The organism is Actinomadura chokoriensis (assembly GCF_039529475.1).
GTDB classification, from domain to species: domain Bacteria; phylum Actinomycetota; class Actinomycetes; order Streptosporangiales; family Streptosporangiaceae; genus Spirillospora; species Spirillospora bangladeshensis.
The window spans coordinates 503,015-519,326 of sequence record NZ_BAAAMW010000002.1; the positions used below are offsets into that span (position 1 = coordinate 503,015).

At 72.4% G+C, this 16,312-nt stretch carries 12 protein-coding genes; 5 read left to right on the forward strand and 7 right to left on the reverse strand.

All coding sequences use genetic code 11. From position 1 onward, the window contains the following. Positions 1–118: 118 nt before the first annotated feature. Complete coding sequence (locus ABFX46_RS06495; protein WP_346040414.1) at positions 119–2,998, forward strand: AAA family ATPase; 2,880 nt, start codon at positions 119–121, stop codon at positions 2,996–2,998. 15 nt (positions 2,999–3,013) lie between these two features. Here the strand turns inward: ABFX46_RS06495 and ABFX46_RS06500 are convergent, their stop codons facing one another. Continuing rightward, the gene (locus ABFX46_RS06500; RefSeq protein WP_346040415.1) at positions 3,014–4,345 is read right to left on the reverse strand and encodes an amidase; all 1,332 of its coding nucleotides are present in this window, start codon (positions 4,343–4,345) and stop codon (positions 3,014–3,016) included. A 634-nt stretch (positions 4,346–4,979) separates the two neighbouring features. Between ABFX46_RS06500 and ABFX46_RS06505 the strand changes: the two genes are divergently transcribed. From ABFX46_RS06505 to ABFX46_RS06520, 4 genes are all read left to right on the forward strand, one after another. Next, entirely contained in the window at positions 4,980–7,337 is a 2,358-nt protein-coding gene (locus tag ABFX46_RS06505) for a phosphoketolase family protein (protein WP_346040416.1), read from the forward strand. 466 nt (positions 7,338–7,803) lie between these two features. Further along, complete coding sequence (locus ABFX46_RS06510) at positions 7,804–8,871, forward strand: acetate/propionate family kinase (RefSeq protein WP_346040417.1); 1,068 nt, start codon at positions 7,804–7,806, stop codon at positions 8,869–8,871. Between the two features lie 544 nt (positions 8,872–9,415). Further along, positions 9,416–10,669, forward strand: coding sequence for an HNH endonuclease signature motif containing protein (locus tag ABFX46_RS06515; protein ID WP_346040418.1), 1,254 nt, complete (start codon positions 9,416–9,418; stop codon positions 10,667–10,669). 92 nt (positions 10,670–10,761) lie between these two features. Then, positions 10,762–10,887, forward strand: coding sequence for a hypothetical protein (locus ABFX46_RS06520; protein WP_346040419.1), 126 nt, complete (start codon positions 10,762–10,764; stop codon positions 10,885–10,887). A gap of 599 nt (positions 10,888–11,486) precedes the next feature. Here the strand turns inward: ABFX46_RS06520 and ABFX46_RS06525 are convergent. The 6 genes from ABFX46_RS06525 to ABFX46_RS06550 are packed head-to-tail and all read right to left on the reverse strand — an operon-like array spanning position 11,487 to position 16,255. Continuing rightward, positions 11,487–12,332, reverse strand: coding sequence for an urease accessory protein UreD (locus ABFX46_RS06525; protein WP_346040420.1), 846 nt, complete (start codon positions 12,330–12,332; stop codon positions 11,487–11,489). Beyond that, complete coding sequence (gene ureG, locus ABFX46_RS06530; protein WP_428831215.1) at positions 12,332–12,997, reverse strand: urease accessory protein UreG; 666 nt, start codon at positions 12,995–12,997, stop codon at positions 12,332–12,334. Before ureG ends, ABFX46_RS06525 begins: the two co-directional genes overlap by 1 nt. Then, the gene (locus ABFX46_RS06535) at positions 12,987–13,643 is read right to left on the reverse strand and encodes an urease accessory protein UreF (RefSeq protein ID WP_346040421.1); all 657 of its coding nucleotides are present in this window, start codon (positions 13,641–13,643) and stop codon (positions 12,987–12,989) included. The genes ureG and ABFX46_RS06535 overlap by 11 nt, the downstream gene beginning before the upstream one ends. Positions 13,644–13,645: 2 nt before the next feature. Beyond that, positions 13,646–15,355 (reverse strand): urease subunit alpha, encoded by a 1,710-nt coding sequence (locus ABFX46_RS06540; protein ID WP_346040422.1) that lies wholly within the window; start codon positions 15,353–15,355, stop codon positions 13,646–13,648. Then, complete coding sequence (gene ureB / locus ABFX46_RS06545) at positions 15,348–15,956, reverse strand: urease subunit beta (protein ID WP_346040423.1); 609 nt, start codon at positions 15,954–15,956, stop codon at positions 15,348–15,350. Before ureB ends, ABFX46_RS06540 begins: the two co-directional genes overlap by 8 nt. Then, positions 15,953–16,255 carry an urease subunit gamma gene (locus tag ABFX46_RS06550; RefSeq protein WP_346040424.1) on the reverse strand — a complete coding sequence of 101 codons (303 nt, stop codon included), beginning with the start codon at positions 16,253–16,255 and terminating at the stop codon, positions 15,953–15,955. The genes ureB and ABFX46_RS06550 overlap by 4 nt, the downstream gene beginning before the upstream one ends. Between the last annotated feature and the right edge of the window lie 57 nt (positions 16,256–16,312).

Below are 16,312 nucleotides of genomic sequence, written 5' to 3' on the forward strand. Positions count from 1 at the left end.
CGACACGAACACGAAAAAGTGTCGCATCCGGTGCCGCGGATCGAGTGGGCGATACGGCAGCAGTCCCCTGGAAAACATAGGCTGTACCCCTGCTTTAACCGTTCTTGAGGGGTGTTCTTTGCGGCTGCCGGACCATCTGGGGCTACTGCTCACCGACGAGCCGGTGCTCGACGTCTACTCGCACGGCCCGTGGCGCGTCCCGGACGGGCTGTTCGAGGAGATCTCGGCGCGGATCGACGGGCTGGCGGCCGATCCGCGGGCCGCGGAGCTGACGACCGACGAGCACAAGCTGCTGACGCTGCCGGCGTCGCTCGTCACCGCGGAGATCTTCGGCATGCTGGCGTTCCTGCCCGGCGGCGGTGCGATCAAGGCGGGCTCGTGGTCGCAGCTGCCGGAGCGGCTGCTGCACCGGCACCTGGTCAACCCGGGGCCGCTCAGCACCCGGATGACCCGCTGGGACGCCCCGGGAGGCCGGTGGCGGCCGCCGGTGGACTGGCTGATCGAGGCGCCCGACCGGGGCCTCGCGATCGAGCTGGCCCGCGACTGCCTGGCGGCGCTGGAGGGCATCGAGCCGCTGGAGGAGCGCCGCAAGGCGCTGCTGCGGCTCTACGACGACCCGCCGGAGTGCGAGATCGGCCTGCCGAAGGCGGAGCTGCGCGAGCACTGGCATGCGCACGCCGGCGACGACATCGTCGCGGCGGTGCCCGAGCTGCTCGGCCCCGTCGGCTACCTGGAGTGGGTGTGCGCGGGGCTGCTCGCCGCCTACGAGCATCTGACGGACGTGGCGCCGCGCGACGAGACCGTCGAGGTCCACCTGCTCCAGCTGCTGCTCCAGGGCAGCATGGAGCACGTCCCGGCGGAGCTGGCGGTCGCGCTGGGCGAGGACCGCTACGGCGAGCTGCAGCAGCGGTTCGCCGCCGAGCGACGCGGGTTCAAGGCGGGCGCCTGGCAGGAGCGGACGCGGGCGTGGCTGGTCCGGGCGCTGGTCGCGGGCGCGGCGGACGCGTGCCGCGGCTGGCTCGACATGGCGATGCGGTTCATCGCGACCGTGCAGGGGCTGCCCGGCGACCCGTGGTTCCCGAAGGCGGAGTGGATCCCGGTCGGCCAGTTCCAGACCGACCTGCGGCGCCTGTACGCGCCGCGCCGCCGCGTCGTGAACCCGCTGACCGAGACGCTGCACAAGGCGCCCGCGGCGGACGGCGGCTCCGGAGCGGCCGGCGCCTCCGGGGCCGCCGGGCCGGCCGTCGTCCGCCCGGAGCTCGCGACCTCGCTGGTCGGGCAGCCGGAGGTCACCGCGGTGCTGGCGGAGCTGACCGGCGGCGGCGAACCGGTCCGGCTGCTGCTGGCCGGGCCGGACGGCACGGGCAAGCGCGACGCGGCGCAGGAGCTCGGGAAGGCGCTCGCGTTCGGCCGCGACCCGCACTGGGTCACCGACAACCTGTACACCGGGCAGCGGCTGCCGGACGCCGTCGCCCGGCTGCACGCCGACGCCCGCGACTGCGCCGGCGACCGGCTGCTCGTCATCGAGGGCCTGGACGGGATCGTCACCGACCCCGGCAACGGGGAGGCGCTCGCCGCCGAGCTGCACCGGCTCCTCGCCGTCCACCCCGACCTGAACCTGGTGGCGCTGTGCGACACGGGCGGGGAGGAGCGGATCCGCGAGATCAACCCCGTCCTGCCGCAGCTGTTCCGGATCGCACGGACGCGGCCGTTCACCGCGGACGGGCACGCCGAGCTGTTCCGCCGGGCGCTGGCCGCCCGCGGCGCGCGCGGCACCCGGCAGGCGGTCGCGGCGGCGGGCGCGCTGCTGGCGGCGACGCCGCCGATGCAGACGCTCCGCAACGCGCGGCTCGCCCCGTACCTGGCGGACCAGGTCGTCGCCGCGGTCCGCGCGCGACGGGGGGCGGGCGACGGCGAACTCGTCGTCCGCAAGCAGGACGTCCCCGGCATCCTGGACATCTCCCGGGCGGCCGGGAACCCGCTCGCCGAACTGCGCGACCTGACCGGACTGGAGACCGTCAAGCACGAGATCGCGCTGCTCGTCGCCGGGACGCACGCGGCGCGGCTGCGCAGCGAGAACGGGCTGAAGATCACCCCGCCGACCCGGCACATGGTGTTCACCGGCAACCCGGGCACCGGCAAGACGATGGTGGCGCGGCTGCTCGGCCGCATCTACAAGCGGCTCGGCGTGCTGTCGTCCGGGCATCTGGTCGAGGCGTCCCGCGCCCACCTCGTCGGGGAGTACATCGGGCAGACCGCACCGCGCACCCGCCGGCTGGTCGAGCGGGCCATCGGCGGCGTCCTGTTCATCGACGAGGCGTACACGCTGACGCAGTCGCCGCTGAAGGGCGACTACGGGCACGAGGCGATCGCCGAGCTGGTCAAGCTGATGGAGGACCACCGCGACGACCTGGTGGTGGTCGTCGCCGGCTACCAGCAGGAGATGGCCGAATTCCTCGCCGCCAACCCCGGGCTGGACTCGCGGTTCCCCAAGCAGATCCACTTCCCCGACTACACCGACGACGAGCTGATCACCGTGTTCGGGCAGCTCGCCGCGGCGGACGGGTTCGAGCTCGCGCCCGGCACCGACGAGGTGCTGGCGACGATGCTGCGCCGCGCGCCCCGCGGACCGTCCTTCGGCAACGGCCGGCTCATGCGCAACATGCTGGACGTCGCCGTCGCCAACCAGGCCGACCGGGTCGCGTCCGCCGCTGTGACGGCGCAGCGGGAGCAGGCCAAGGCCGGAGCCGGGAAGGCCGGGGCCGGGGCTGGGGCCGGGGCTGGGGCTGCGAAGGCCGGGGTCGGGGCCGGGAAAGCCGGAGTCGGGAAGGCCGGGGTCGGGAAGGCCGGGCGGGGGAAGGCCGTCCGTGCGGAGGCCGTTCAGGGCGGGGAGCCGTCGGTGCAGGCGCCCACGCGGCAGGAACTGGTGACGATCACCGCCGAGGACCTGCCCCCGCTGCTGGAGCACCCCGAAGAGTTCTTCGGCCTCTACCTCTGAGGCGCGAGCGGTTCTCTACCGGGTGAGCCGTTCGGCGGCATCGAACAGGATGCCCTCCGCGCCGCGCCGGGTGACGAGCTGCGCGCCGACCGGCAGGCCGCCGACCGTCCCGGCGGGGACGCTCAGCGCGGGCAGCCCGAGCACGTTCCACGGCGAGGTGCAGCTGACCAGCAGCGCGGTCAGCGGCCCGAACTCGTTCTCCGTCGCGCCGATCTCCGGTGCGGTGATCGGCATCGTGGGCATCGCCAGGTAGTCGTAGCGGTCGAGCAGCCCGGCGATCTCGCGGGCGTACCGGTCCCGCTCGCGCAGGGCCCGGACGAGCCGCCAGCCGGGCATGCGTCCCGACTCCTCCAGCCGTCCGAGGGTGGCCGGCAGGTACAGGCCGGGCGCGTCCGCGATCCGCTCGGCGTGCACGTCGTACGCCTCGCTGAACTCGATCGCGATGAACACCTCCCGCAGGCCGGCGAAATCGAGCGGCTCGGCCGGCGCGTCCGGGAACAGGGCCCGGACGGTCCGCACCACCTCGGGGTCGGCGGCCGGCGGCTCGATCCAGGCCGCGCGGCCGTGGCGCGCGACCTCGTCCCCGGCAGGCGGGGTTTCTCCGGACGCGGCGCCCCCAGGCGCGGCGACCCCGGACGCGGCGGCCCCGGGCGGGGCGGCCAGCACGCGGTAGGCGGTCAGGCAGTCGGCGGCCGAGGCGGCGAGGACGCCCACATGGTCCAGCGAGCGCGACAGGGGGAACACGCCGTCGGCGGGGACGGCGCCGTGCGCCGGCTTGAACCCGGCCACCCCGCAGAACGCGGACGGGATGCGCACCGACCCGCCGGTGTCGGTGCCGAGGGCGAGCGGCACCATGCCGGCGGCGACCGCGACCGCGCTGCCGCTGCTGGAGCCGCCCGACATGCGCGACCGGTCGTGCGGATTGCGGACCGGACCGCTCGCCGACACGTCGCCGGTGGCGCCGAACGCGAACTCCTGCGTGCCCGTCTTGCCGACGACCACGGCGCCGGCGTCCCGCAGCCTCCGCACGCACGCCGCGTCCTCCTCGGCCAGGTGGCCGTCGAAGTGCGCCGACCCCATGCCGGTCCGGAAGCCGGCGACGTCGATGATGTCCTTCACCGCGACGGGGATGCCGTGCAACGGGCCCAGGTCGACGCCGCGCGCCCGCTCCTTGTCCGCCCACCGGGCGTTCTCCTGGGCGAGTTCGGGGTCGAGGTCCACGAAGGCGTTCAGTTCGGGATCGGCCGACTCCAGGACCCTGGCGACCAGATCCTGCGCCGTCTGCTCGCCGCTGCGCAGGGCCCGTCCGAGGTCCGCCAGCGTCCGTCCGGTGAAGAACCCGCCCATACCGCCTCCTACCTGATCAGCCGTCCAGCTCTACCTAGCACACCGGGCCCGGCGCGAGACAAGCCGGGCGTCCCGTTCGTGGCTTTCCGTCCTTGATCCGTCGCTCTGTGTGAGCCATTCGTCGCAGCCGCCCTACCGCCGGTCGAGTGCACGCCCATCGCGGTGAACCTACGCGCGAGTAGGCGGCAGGCTTCAACACGCCCAGAGGAGACGCTCCCGCCGGTTCGCTGGGGGGCGGGGCGGAGCCCGCGCCCGGGATCCGCCTCTGTAACCGGCGGCGTCCACCCTGTTGTCTCGGCGCCTCCGGGTGCCGGGGGCCGACCGCGCCCCGGCCCCGGAGGCCCCGGGCACCTCTGCACTCCACCGCTTCGGGTTGTCGGGTTCTGGCCTCAGACTGTCGGGTTCGGGCGCTTGGTGCCGTTGGGTTCTGGCATCTGGCCGTTGGGTTCGGGCGCTCTGGCTGTTGGGTTCTGGCTTTGGGTTCTGGCTTTGGGTTCTGCGCCGGTTCTGGTTGTGGGGACTTTGGGCCCTGGGTGCGTCGCGGCCCGTGTGATGGGCTCTGCGTGACGGTTGACCGCGCCGAGGGTGGGGACGTGATCTCCCTGAGGCGGGACCGACAGCGGAGGGACGCGCCATGGCCGAGCCCATGATGTCCGATGACGAGGTACGGGCGATCGATGCGTACTGGAGAGCCGCCAACTACCTGTCCGTGGGGCAGATCTACCTGCTCGCGAACCCGCTGCTGCGCGAGCCGCTCGGACGCCGGCACATCAAGCCGCGGCTGCTCGGGCACTGGGGCACCTCGCCCGGCCTGAACTTCTGCTACGCGCACCTGAACCGGGCGATCAAGGCGCGCGACCTCGACATGATCTACATCATGGGGCCGGGGCACGGCGGGCCGGCGGCGGTCGCGAACGCGTGGCTGGAGGGCACCTACAGCGAGGTGTACCCGCACGTCTCGCAGGACGCCGAGGGCATGCGGCGGCTGTTCCGCCAGTTCTCGTTCCCCGGCGGCATCCCGTCCCATGTGGCGCCGGAGACGCCGGGCTCCATCCACGAGGGCGGTGAGCTGGGGTATTCGCTGGCGCACGCGTTCGGGGCGGCGTTCGACAACCCGGACCTCGTCGTCGCGTGCATCATCGGGGACGGCGAGGCGGAGACCGGGCCGCTCGCGGCGAGCTGGCATTCGAACAAGTTCCTCGACCCGGTGAAGGACGGCGCCGTACTGCCGATCCTGCACCTCAACGGCTACAAGATCGCGAACCCGACGGTGCTGGCGCGGATCCCGGAGGAGGAGCTCGCCCAGTTGCTGGACGGGTACGGGTACCGGCCGCTCATGGTGAGCGGGGACGAGCCCGCGTCCATGCACCGGAAGATGGCCGCCGCGCTGAGCCAGGCCCTGGACGAGATCGCCGGGATCCAGCGCGACGCGAGGGCGGGGCGGACGTCCGAGCGGCGGCGCTGGCCGATGATCGTCCTGCGGTCGCCGAAGGGCTGGACGGGGCCGAAGGAGGTGGACGGGCTGCCGGTCGAGAACACGTGGCGCTCACACCAGGTCCCGCTGGCGGGCGTGTGCGACAACCCCGAGCATCTCGCGCAGTTGGAGGAATGGCTGCGCTCCTACCGTCCGGACGAGCTGTTCGACGCCGACGGCCGCCCCGTCGAAGCGGTGCGGGCGCTCGCACCCGAGGGCGAGCGGCGGATGAGCGCCAACCCGCACGCGAACGGCGGCCTGCTGCTGAAGCCGCTCGCGCTGCCCGACTTCCGGGACTACGCCGTGCCCGTCGACAAACCCGGCACGACGCTCACCGAACCCACCCGGACGCTGGGTTCGTTCCTGCGCGACGTGGTGAGGGCCAATCCGACCAATTTCCGCATCATGGGCGCGGACGAGACGGCGTCCAACCGGCTCGGGGACGTGTTCGAGGCGACCGAGCGGGTCTTCGAAGGCGAGATCCTCCCGACCGACGAGCATCAGGCGCCGTCCGGGCAGGTCATGGAGGTGCTGAGCGAGCACCTGTGCCAGGGTTGGCTGGAGGGCTACCTCCTCACCGGACGGCACGGGCTGTTCAACAGCTACGAGGCGTTCGTGCACATCGTCGACGCGATGTTCAACCAGCACGCGAAATGGCTGAAGGTGACCCGGCACCTGCCGTGGCGGCGGCCGATCGCGTCGCTGAACTACCTGCTGTCGTCGCACGTGTGGCGGCAGGACCACAACGGCTTCACCCACCAGGATCCCGGCTTCCTCGACGTCGTCCTGAACAAGAAGCCGGAGATCGTCCGGGTGTACCTGCCGCCGGACGCGAACACGCTGCTGTCCGTCGGCGACCATTGCCTGCGGTCCCGCGACTACGTCAACGTGATCGTGGCCGGGAAGCAGCCGGCGCTGAACTGGCTGCCGATGGACGCGGCGATCGCGCACTGCACGCGCGGCATCGGCATCTGGGAGTGGGCGTCGACCGACGGCGGTGAGGACCCCGATGTCGTCATGGCCTGCGCGGGCGACATCCCGACGTTGGAGACGCTCGCCGCGGTGGACCTGCTGCGGCAGCTGTTCCCCGAACTGCGCGTCCGGGTCGTGAACGTCGTCGACCTGATGCGGCTCCAGCCGTCCAGCGAGCACCCGCACGGCCTCGCGGACCGCGACTACGACGCCCTGTTCACCACCGACAAGCCCGTCATCTTCGCCTTCCACGGGTACCCGTACCTGATCCACCGGCTCACGTACCGGCGCGCCGGGCACGCCCACCTGCACGTCCGCGGCTACAAGGAGGAGGGGACCACCACCACGCCGTTCGACATGGTCATGCTGAACGACCTGGACCGCTACCACCTGGTGATGGACGTCATCGACCGCGTCCCGTCCCTCGGCGGCCGCGTCGCCCACATCCGCCAGCGGATGTCCGACCAGCGCCTGGCCATGCGCGCCCACACCCGCGAACACGGCGAAGACGCCCCCGAAGTCCGCGACTGGACCTGGCCCTACTAATGCCCACCCCTACCACTCGGGCCACCACCTGGGCCACTGGCGAGCGGGCCACTGCCGAGCGGGCCACTGCCGAGCGGGCCACTGGCGAACAGCCCGTGGGTGGGCCGTCCGCTAAGGAGCAGCCTGCCGATGGACGGGTCCCCGCCGAGCACGCCACTCGTGGGGGTCTGGTGAACCGGCCGCCGCCGCCAAGCAGATCCATGCCGAGCGAGTCAGTGGCGAGCGGGTCCCCAGTGAGCTGGCCGCTGGGCGGCAAACCGCCGATGGACGGGTCACTGCCGGGCATCCCAGTCGTAATGGCACGGGTGCGCGGAACTGCAGCCGGGCAGGCATCTGCCGAACAGAGCGCCGGTGAGAGATTTGCTGTGGCGTCTGGTGGCTCGGGGGCGCTCGTGAAGGGTGCGCTGAGAAATGGGGCGCTGTCGAGCACGCTGTCGAGCATGCCGTTCGTGAGGGGGATGTCCTGATGCGTGTTCTCACGGTCAATCCCGGGTCCAGCAGTTTGAAGGTGAGCCTGCTCGATGCCGATGACCGCGTACTGGCGGAGGACTCCGGGGCGGGTCACGAAATGGCCGACGTGACCGCGAACATGCCGCGTCCCGATGCGATCGGCGTCCGGTTTGTTCATGGCGGTACTGACTACACCGCTCCAGTGCGCATCGACGCCGCGGTCACCGAGCGTCTGCATGAACTCGCCGACCTGGCGCCTTTGCACCAGCCCGCGTCATTGCATGCGCTTTCGGAAATCACCTCCGCGCTGCCCGGCGTACCGGCCGTCGCCTCTTTCGATACCGCGTTCCACGCGACGCTGCCGGCGGCCGCCGCGACTTACGCGCTCCCTGCCGAATGGCGTGAACGGTTCGGGCTGCGCCGCTATGGCTTCCACGGCTTGTCGTTCTCCTACGCGGCCCGCCGCGTGTCCGAGATGCTCGGCACGGTCCCGACCCGGACGGTCATCTGCCACCTCGGCTCCGGCGCGTCCCTCTGCGCCGTTGCCGAGGGCCGCTCGATCGACACGACCATGGGTTTCACCCCGCTCGAAGGGCTGGTCATGGCGTCCCGGGCGGGCAGCATCGACCCCGGCATCCCGCTGTGGCTGATCAAGCACGGCCTCGATCCCGCCGACGTCAACCGGACTCTCGAACGCGACTCCGGGCTGCGCGGCCTCACCGGCACCGGCGACATGCGCCGCATCCGCGACCTGGCCGCGGACCGCGACGTGACCGCCCTCGCCGCCCTCGACGTCTACCACCACCGCCTCCGCGCCTGCGCCGCCGCGATGACCGCGTCCCTCGGCGGCCTGGACACCCTGGTGTTCACGGGCGGCGTCGGCGAGCACGACCCGTCCGTCCGCATGCGCCTGGCGGAAGACCTCTCCTACCTGGGCGTATCGATCGATCCCGACCGGAACGCGTCCGTCGATGGGGACGTCGAGATCACCGCCCCCGGCGCCCCTGTCCGGACGTTGGTCATCGAGGCGCGGGAGGACCTGGAAATAGCCGCAGGAGTCCGCAAGGCCCTTGCACCTGATTGATCTCCTCTCCGCGCGGCATCGCCTCTCAATCGTTCACTCAGACGGGCGCGCCGTTCCAGGTGATTCCGTATTCGTCGTTCGCCGAACGTGCGGTGGGGCGGCGCTGCGTACGGGGCCGCCCCTCCAAAGTCAAGGGCGCCTTCGGCGTCGCTTCGCGATGGCCTTCGGCCACCCTTGACTTCGGAGCCTCTGCGGCCCCTGAGTGCAGCTTTCGTCGGGCAGGCTCCGCCTGCCCTCTGCCCGACGCGCCGCCCCACCGCCCTCCAAGAGACGCCGTCCGTCTTTGGATTGCACACCCTTCGACCGCGACCCGACCCGACCTGGCCCCGCCTCGCTCGGTCGATATGAGCGATGAGGAATCGGGCTGCAAGGCCGACCATCTGGTCCATGTCAGTGGCTCGTCCGGAGAACGACACCCGCTCTCTAGTAACATCAGTGGATGCATTTCCCAATTCGGGCAATATGCATATTTTGAGTCGCTGCAATCGGCGTGATTTTCTTAGTGCTGGTGCATATTGTCACTGGGTTCGAGTATCATGTATTCATGAGCTCAATCGCGGTCGACCTCGGTGAGGCGTCCACCATGGAATTGGTGAACGCCGCTTCGTCGATCGCCGCCGAGCTCGCTTCTCGTGTCGCGCCGGAGTCCCCGGCAGCGTGCATGGAGCTCACCGAATCCCTTGCCGCGGCCAGCGATATGCACGAGGCCGCCATTTCCGGTTTCGTCGGCGTGGTCGATCGGAGCCGCGAAGTGCAGCGGTGGGGGTTTCCCTCCACTCGGTCCTGGCTCCGCAACCGCCTCGGGATGCGCGAATCCCGCGCCAAAGAACGCCTCACCCTGGCGCGCCAACGCGACCGCCTTCCCGAGGTGACGAAGCGCTGGGCGACCGGCGATCTCTCGCTCGGGTACGCGGCAACCATCGCGGGCGCGGTCACCCGCCTGGACGGCGAAGACTGCCGGGCCGCCGAAGGGATCCTGCTGGGCATGGTCGACCGGGAGTTCTCCGCCGGAAAGGTCGCCTCGTTCGGCCGCCGCATCGGCGATCTGATCGCCGAACGCGACGGGACCGACCGCGCACCCGCCGAGGCGCGCCACGGCTACGAGCGCTCCTGGGTCGACTCCACCCGTTCCTTGGACGGCGGCCGCTACATCAAAGGCTGGCTGAACGCCGAAGACGCCGCCCTGTGGGAGGGCACCCTCGGCCCCCTTGCCAAGCCCGCCGGGACGGACGACCACCGCGACCTGTCCGAGCGAACGGCGGCAGCCCTGACCGGTGTCCTGGCGAACGGCCACCGCGCCACCAAGGTGACGGTCATCTGCGACCTGGACACTCTCACCGGCGGCACCGCCCCAGCCCGGCTCCCCGACGGGACACCGATCCCCGCCGAGCAGGCCCGCCGCATCGCCCTCAACGCCGGAGTCTCGCCCCTCCTCCTCGGACGCGGGAACCTGCCGCTCTACCTGGGACGCACCGAACGGTTCGCCACTCCCGCCCAGCGCCGCGTCCTGGAGACCCTCTACTCCACGTGCGCGGTCCACGGCTGCCACGTCCCCGGCACCCTGTGCGAGATCGACCACGTGGACGGTTGGGCACTCGGCTCCCCCACCGACATCGACAAACTCGCTCTCACCTGCGGCTGGCACAACCGGTACAAACACAGCAACCCGGACGGCCTCAAGATCACCAAGTCCCCGGACGGCCGCTACACCTACCGCCTCCCCCCACCCGGACTCCGAACCCTCGGCCGGACGGCACCACCTGCCGAACGACCACCCCCATGGTCCGAAGCCGCATAGCGGCCCCCCACCCACCGTCGTCGCCCGCCGCATCCACGCCGCCGGGGCGATACGAATGCGGCACGCGGTTCTCTGATCATGCTTGCTGGGCGGTGATCACGGCCGCATCATCGCCACCGCCCCCCGACCGGCTCAAGGCCCCCGAAGCCTCCATCGGCGACCGCCTCGACATCGTCCTGCAGCGCCGGGGCCACCTGTCCCTGGGCGGCGACCGCTGATTCCTTCCTTCGGCGCGTTTGCGCTGGCAGGCGCCCCGGCCAGCGGTCTGCCGACAGGTTTGGGCGATGACCAGATTCGCATTCAGCCGGGGACGTTCGAAGTCTCCGAACGAGGCGTCCAGCGGTGCCGCCCCCGCAGTGGGAGGCGGTTGCGAGCCGAAACCGGTCGCCGCCTCGCGAACCAATGATCTCGACCGCCGACAAGCCATCGGTGCCGTGCAGGTCGGTCGGACCTGTCGTACCGTGTTTCAGAAGTCGTTCGACGTACTCGCGATGGACGGCCGTCCCGGCGCCCGAAGACGGCAGACCAACGGCAGCATGCCCGGCCGCAGCCCGTCACCATTACGAGACAGCCTTCCCATAAGCGTTCCTGGCGCCGCTGCTGCCTCTCCGGCGGGTGCGTGCGGTTCTTCGAACGCTCCGGGGCCGCGGTGCGGGCCGAGACGTTCCTCTTCGACGGCGCATTCCCTCCCGTGTACGTCCAGGCGCAGCGTGCGCTTGGGGTCGGCATCGGCGTCCTGTGCCCAGCTCAACGCCGAGGTCCCGTTCCAGGGCGAGGCCCTGCGCCGGTTCGAGCAGGCGGTTCGTTGACTTGCAGGTCAGCGGAGCATGTCGGCGGGTGCGGCCCGGTGTCCGTCCGGGCGGGGGACGCGAGGGCTCGCCGGCGCCGGGTACAGGGCCGCCAGCGCGGTGTCGAGGTCGCGCCGCAGGGAAAGGCTGTCCGGCCGCATGGCGCTGACCAGGACGGCGGGGCCGGTCAGCGCCATGCGGGCCGCGTCGCCGTCGAGCGGACGGCCGGGCGGCGGGCCGCCGCGCCAGGCCGGGTCGACGACCAGCAGGGACCCGATCGCGCGGTGGCCGCCGGTCACGGCCGGTCCGTCCCAGCCGGCGGTCTGCGGGGCGATGGCGAGCTGCTGGTGGTGGAGCGCGCGGCCGTCCAGCCGGACGCGGATGTCCTGCCGGACGGTGCCGGGCTCCTCGCCGTGCCGTCCGAGCAGCAGTTCCTCGCGGAGCAGCAGTCTCGCGCCGCGCTCCAGACCGACGCGGACATCCGTCCGGTGGTCGCAGCCGCGAGCGGCGATGACCGGCTCGGGCAGCCAGACGAACGTCGCATCGGCGGCCACCTGGACGTCGATGCGAGTCCGGGACCGCTCGTTCGCCGGGCCGGGGAGCAGGAGGGTCGACGAGACGTCCCGCAGGACGAGCGCGCTGCCCGCGCCCACGTCGACGCGCAGGGCCAGGTGGTCGCCGCCGATGGGTCCGGCGGCGCCGGCGGTGAGATGGACGTGGGCCGCGCCGGCGAGCCGGGACGTCCACGGCGGGTGCCCGGCGATGCGCGCGGCCAGCGTCGACCGGAGCATCAGCGGCGCTTCGGAGCGGAGCGCCGAGATGCGGGTCCGCCCGTCCGCGGTGCGCTCGGTCGCGAGGTGGGCGCGGGCCCGCATCAGCCGGGCACGGCGGCGAGGCGTTCGCGGACCCAGGCGGCGACCGGCGCGGCGCCCGGGTCCTCGACCAGGGACAGGAAGCACATCGGCAGGTCGCCGCGCTTGGCGCGGGCGTCGCGGTCCATCACCGCGAGGTCGGCGCCGACCTGGTCCGCGAGGTCGGTCTTGTTGATGACGAGCAGGTCGGCGGTGGTGACGCCGGGGCCGCCCTTGCGCGGGACCTTGTCGCCGCCGGCGACGTCGACGACGAAGATCTGGTGGTGGACGAGCCCGCGGCTGAACGTGGCGGTGAGGTTGTCGCCGCCGCTCTCCACGAGCACGACGTCGAGTCCGGGCAGGCTGCCCTCCAGTGCTTCGATGGCCTCGATGTTGGCGGAGATGTCGTCGCGGATCGCGGTGTGCGGGCAGCAGCCCGTCTCGACCGCCAGGACCCGCTCGGACGGCAGCACGCCGTTGCGCAGCAGGAACTCGGCGTCCTCGCGGGTGTAGATGTCGTTGGTGACGACGGCCATGCCGAGGCCGTCCCCGAGCGAGCGGCACAGGGCGGCGACGAGCGCGGTCTTGCCGGAGCCGACCGGCCCCCCGATCCCGATGCGGAGCGGCCGGCCGGGGTCGCGGGGCAGGGTCGCGGTGCCGTGCGGCATGTGGTCGTGGTCACGAAGCAAAGAGACGCACCTCCCAGGTGGCGTGGTGTTCGGCGGCGATGTCGAGCAGCGGCGCGCTGAGCGCGGGCAGGTCGGCCGGCGCGGTCCGGGCGTGCCCGGCGGCCGTGGTCGCGAGGTCGTCCAGGAGCGGTCCGAGCCGGGCGAGGGCGGCGTGGACGGCGTGCGGGTCCAGGCCGAGCAGCCGGACGGCGGCGGTCGCCGGGCCGGTGACCGCCTCGTGCAGCGCGGCGTGGGCGGCGGCGTGCGGGTCGAGTGACGCGGCGGCGCAGACGGCGCCCAGGACGATCGGCTGGTGGGGCGCGGCTCCGAGGCCGTCCCAGGCGGGTGCCGGCCATACGGCGCGGGCGGTGCGCAGCAGCTGGCGGCCCAGCGTGCGGGACGCCGATCGGACGGCGGCCGATGGCAGGCGCGCGTCCAGTTCCGCGTCGAGTTCGCCGAACCGCGTCGCGAGGGACGCGGCGGCGGCGAAGGCGGCGGAGACGGCGCCGCCGGTCGCGGCGCGTCCGCGCAGGAACGCCTCCAGGGTCGGCACGTCCCGGACCCGTCCGGTGGCGGCGAGCGGTTCCAGCCCGCCGGAATGGGCGTGGCCGCCGGCGGGGAACCGGCCGTCCGCCAGCAGCAGCAGGTGCGCGAGGTCGCCCGGCACGGTCAGAAGAGGAAGTAGCGCTGGGTCATCGGCAGTTCGGTGCCCGGCTCGTGGTCGACCCTGTCGCCGTCGATGCGGACCTCGAACGTGTCGGGATCGACCTCGATGTCCGGCAGCGCGTCGTTCAGCGGCAGGTCGGCCTTCGTGCGGCCCCGCACGTCCGCGATCGGGACGAGCCGCCGGTGCACGGCGAGGCGGTCGGCGAGCCCGTCGTCCACCGCGGCCTGGGCGACGAAGGCCACGCTGGTGGCCTGCGCGGCGCGGGTGCCGACGTTGTAGCCGTGGCGGGGCAGCACCGGCTGCGGCGTCGGGACGGAGGCGTTCGGGTCGCCGAGCATCGCGGTGGCGGCCATGCCGCCCTTGAACACCGAGGTCGGCTTGACGCCGAACAGCGCGGGCTCCCACAGGACGAAGTCGGCGAGCTTGCCGGGCTCGATCGACCCGACCTCCCGTTCCACGCCGTGGATGACGGCCGGGCAGATCGTGTACTTGGCGACATAGCGGCGGGCCCGGTGGTTGTCGGCGCGGCCGTCGCCCTCCAGCGGGCCGCGCAGGTTCTTCATCGCGTGGGCGGTCTGCCAGGTGCGCTGGACCGTCTCGCCGAGCCGCCCCATCGCCTGCGCGTCCGACGACATCGCGGAGATCGCGCCGATGTCCTGCAGGACGTCCTCGGCGGCGATCGTACTCGCCCGGACCCGGCTCTCCGCGAAGCCCAGTTCGCTCGGCACCTTCGGGTTGAGATGGTGCGCGACGAGGATCATGTCGAGCTGCTCGTCGACGGTGTTGACGGTGAACGGCCGGGTCGGGGTCGTGGACGACGGCAGGACGTTGCGCTCCCCCGCGATGCGGATGATGTCGGGCGCGTGGCCGCCACCGGCGCCCTCGGTGTGGTAGCTGTGGAACGTCCGGCCGGCCGCGGTGCGCATCAGGTCCTCGACGAACCCGGCCTCGTTGAGCGTGTCGCTGTGCACGGCGACCTGGACGCCGTGCGCGTCCGCGACGGTGAGCGCGGCGTCGATCACCGGCGGGGTGGCGCCCCAGTCCTCGTGGCACTTGAACCCGGCGGCTCCGGCGCGCAGCTGCTCGGTCAGGGCCTCCTCCGAGACGGTCGTGCCGCGCCCGAGGAACGCGATGTTGACCGGCCACGGGTCGAACGCCTCGAACATCCGCTCCAGCCACCACGCGCCGGGGGTGGCGAGCGTGGCCTGCGAGCCGCTGGTGGGGCCGCTGCCGCCGCCGATCAGCGTGGTCACGCCCGCCTCCAGCGCCACCGTGCACATCGCCGGGGACACCATGTGGACGTGGGTGTCGATCGCCCCGGCCGTCATGATCAGGCCGGTGCCGTTCATGAGCTCGGTCGACGGGCCGATCACCAGATCGGGATGGACGCCGTCCATGATGTCGGGGTTGCCGGACTTGCCGATCGCGACGAACCGCCCGTCGCGGATGCCGACGTCCGCCTTGACGATCCCCCAGTGGTCGAGGACGACCACGTTCGTGACGACGAGGTCGGGGGTGCCCTGCGTGCGGGGCGTGTGCGACTGCCCCTGGGAGGCGCGGCCGGACTTGCCGCCGCCGAAGACGGTCTCGTCGCCGCCGACGCAGCGGTCCTCCTCGACCTCGATCAGGAGGTCGGTGTCGGCCAGCCGCAGCCGGTCGCCCGTCGTCGGGCCGAGCATCGACACGTACATCTGCCGCTGGATCTCAGGCATCGGCCGTTCCCCCGCCCTCGGTGCCGGAGCCGGCGGCGCGGAAGCCGGGGACGATCCGCCGGCCGGCGTACGGGACCAGTTCGATCTCCTGGCGCACGCCCGGGTCGAAGCGGGTCATGCCGCCGGAGATGATGTTCTGCCGCCGTCCGCGCGCCGCCTCCCGGTCGAACTCCAGCGCCGGGTTCGCGTCGGCGAAGTGGTAGTGCGATCCGACGGTGACCGGCCGGTCCGCCGTGTTGACGACCGACACCGTGACCACGTCCCGGCCCACGTTGATCCGCACCGGGTCCTCGGCGTACAGGATCTGGCCGGGCCTGCCCGGCTTCGCGCTGGAGTCGGCGCCCGGATGGGTGATGCCGATCGCGCCGCCCTTCCCGGAGCCGAGCCCGACGTCCTTCCCGCTCCCGGGGCGCTTGCGGGTCGGCTCCGGTATCCGGCGCTGCACCCTGTCGACGGCCCTGGCCAGGCGCGGGCTGCGCTCGGCGGCGCGCTGCGCCCGCGCCGCCGCCCGGCCGGTCAGCCGGACCACCCGCGAGTCCTCGCGGGCCTTCTGCAGCCGGTTCGACACGGTGTCGGCGATCGTCCTGCGCAGGCCGCTCATGAGATCGGGTCCGCGACCGTGATGAGCTTGGTGCCGTCGGGGAAGGTCGCCTCGACGTGCACCTGGGCGAGCATCTCCGGTACGCCGTCCATGACGTCCTTGCGGGTCAGGACGCCGCGCGCCGCGTTCTGCAGGTCGGCCTTGGTCCGGCCGTCCCGCGCGCCCTCCAGCAGGTAGGACGTGATCACGGCCGTCGCCTCGGGCAGGTTGAGCTTCAGCCCGCGCTCCTTGCGCTTGAGCGCGAGCTCACCGGCGGTGAAGATGAGCAGCCGTTCCCGTTCCTTCAGGGTCAGCAGCATCGGCGGCCTCCGTGGCGACAGCGTGAAGCAGATCTGTCACTGTGCGTGACATCGCCG

Coding starts and splice junctions, on each gene's coding strand:
- ureB (WP_346040423.1), bottom strand. CDS start 15,956: ATGAGCGGCCTGCGCAGGACGATCGCCGACACCGTGTCGAACCGGCTG.
- ABFX46_RS06505 (WP_346040416.1), top strand. CDS start 4,980: ATGGCCGAGCCCATGATGTCCGATGACGAGGTACGGGCGATCGATGCG.
- ABFX46_RS06515 (WP_346040418.1), top strand. CDS start 9,416: ATGAGCTCAATCGCGGTCGACCTCGGTGAGGCGTCCACCATGGAATTG.
- ABFX46_RS06510 (WP_346040417.1), top strand. CDS start 7,804: ATGCGTGTTCTCACGGTCAATCCCGGGTCCAGCAGTTTGAAGGTGAGC.
- ABFX46_RS06550 (WP_346040424.1), bottom strand. CDS start 16,255: ATGCTGCTGACCCTGAAGGAACGGGAACGGCTGCTCATCTTCACCGCC.
- ABFX46_RS06500 (WP_346040415.1), bottom strand. CDS start 4,345: ATGGGCGGGTTCTTCACCGGACGGACGCTGGCGGACCTCGGACGGGCC.
- ABFX46_RS06540 (WP_346040422.1), bottom strand. CDS start 15,355: ATGCCTGAGATCCAGCGGCAGATGTACGTGTCGATGCTCGGCCCGACG.
- ABFX46_RS06525 (WP_346040420.1), bottom strand. CDS start 12,332: ATGCGGGCCCGCGCCCACCTCGCGACCGAGCGCACCGCGGACGGGCGG.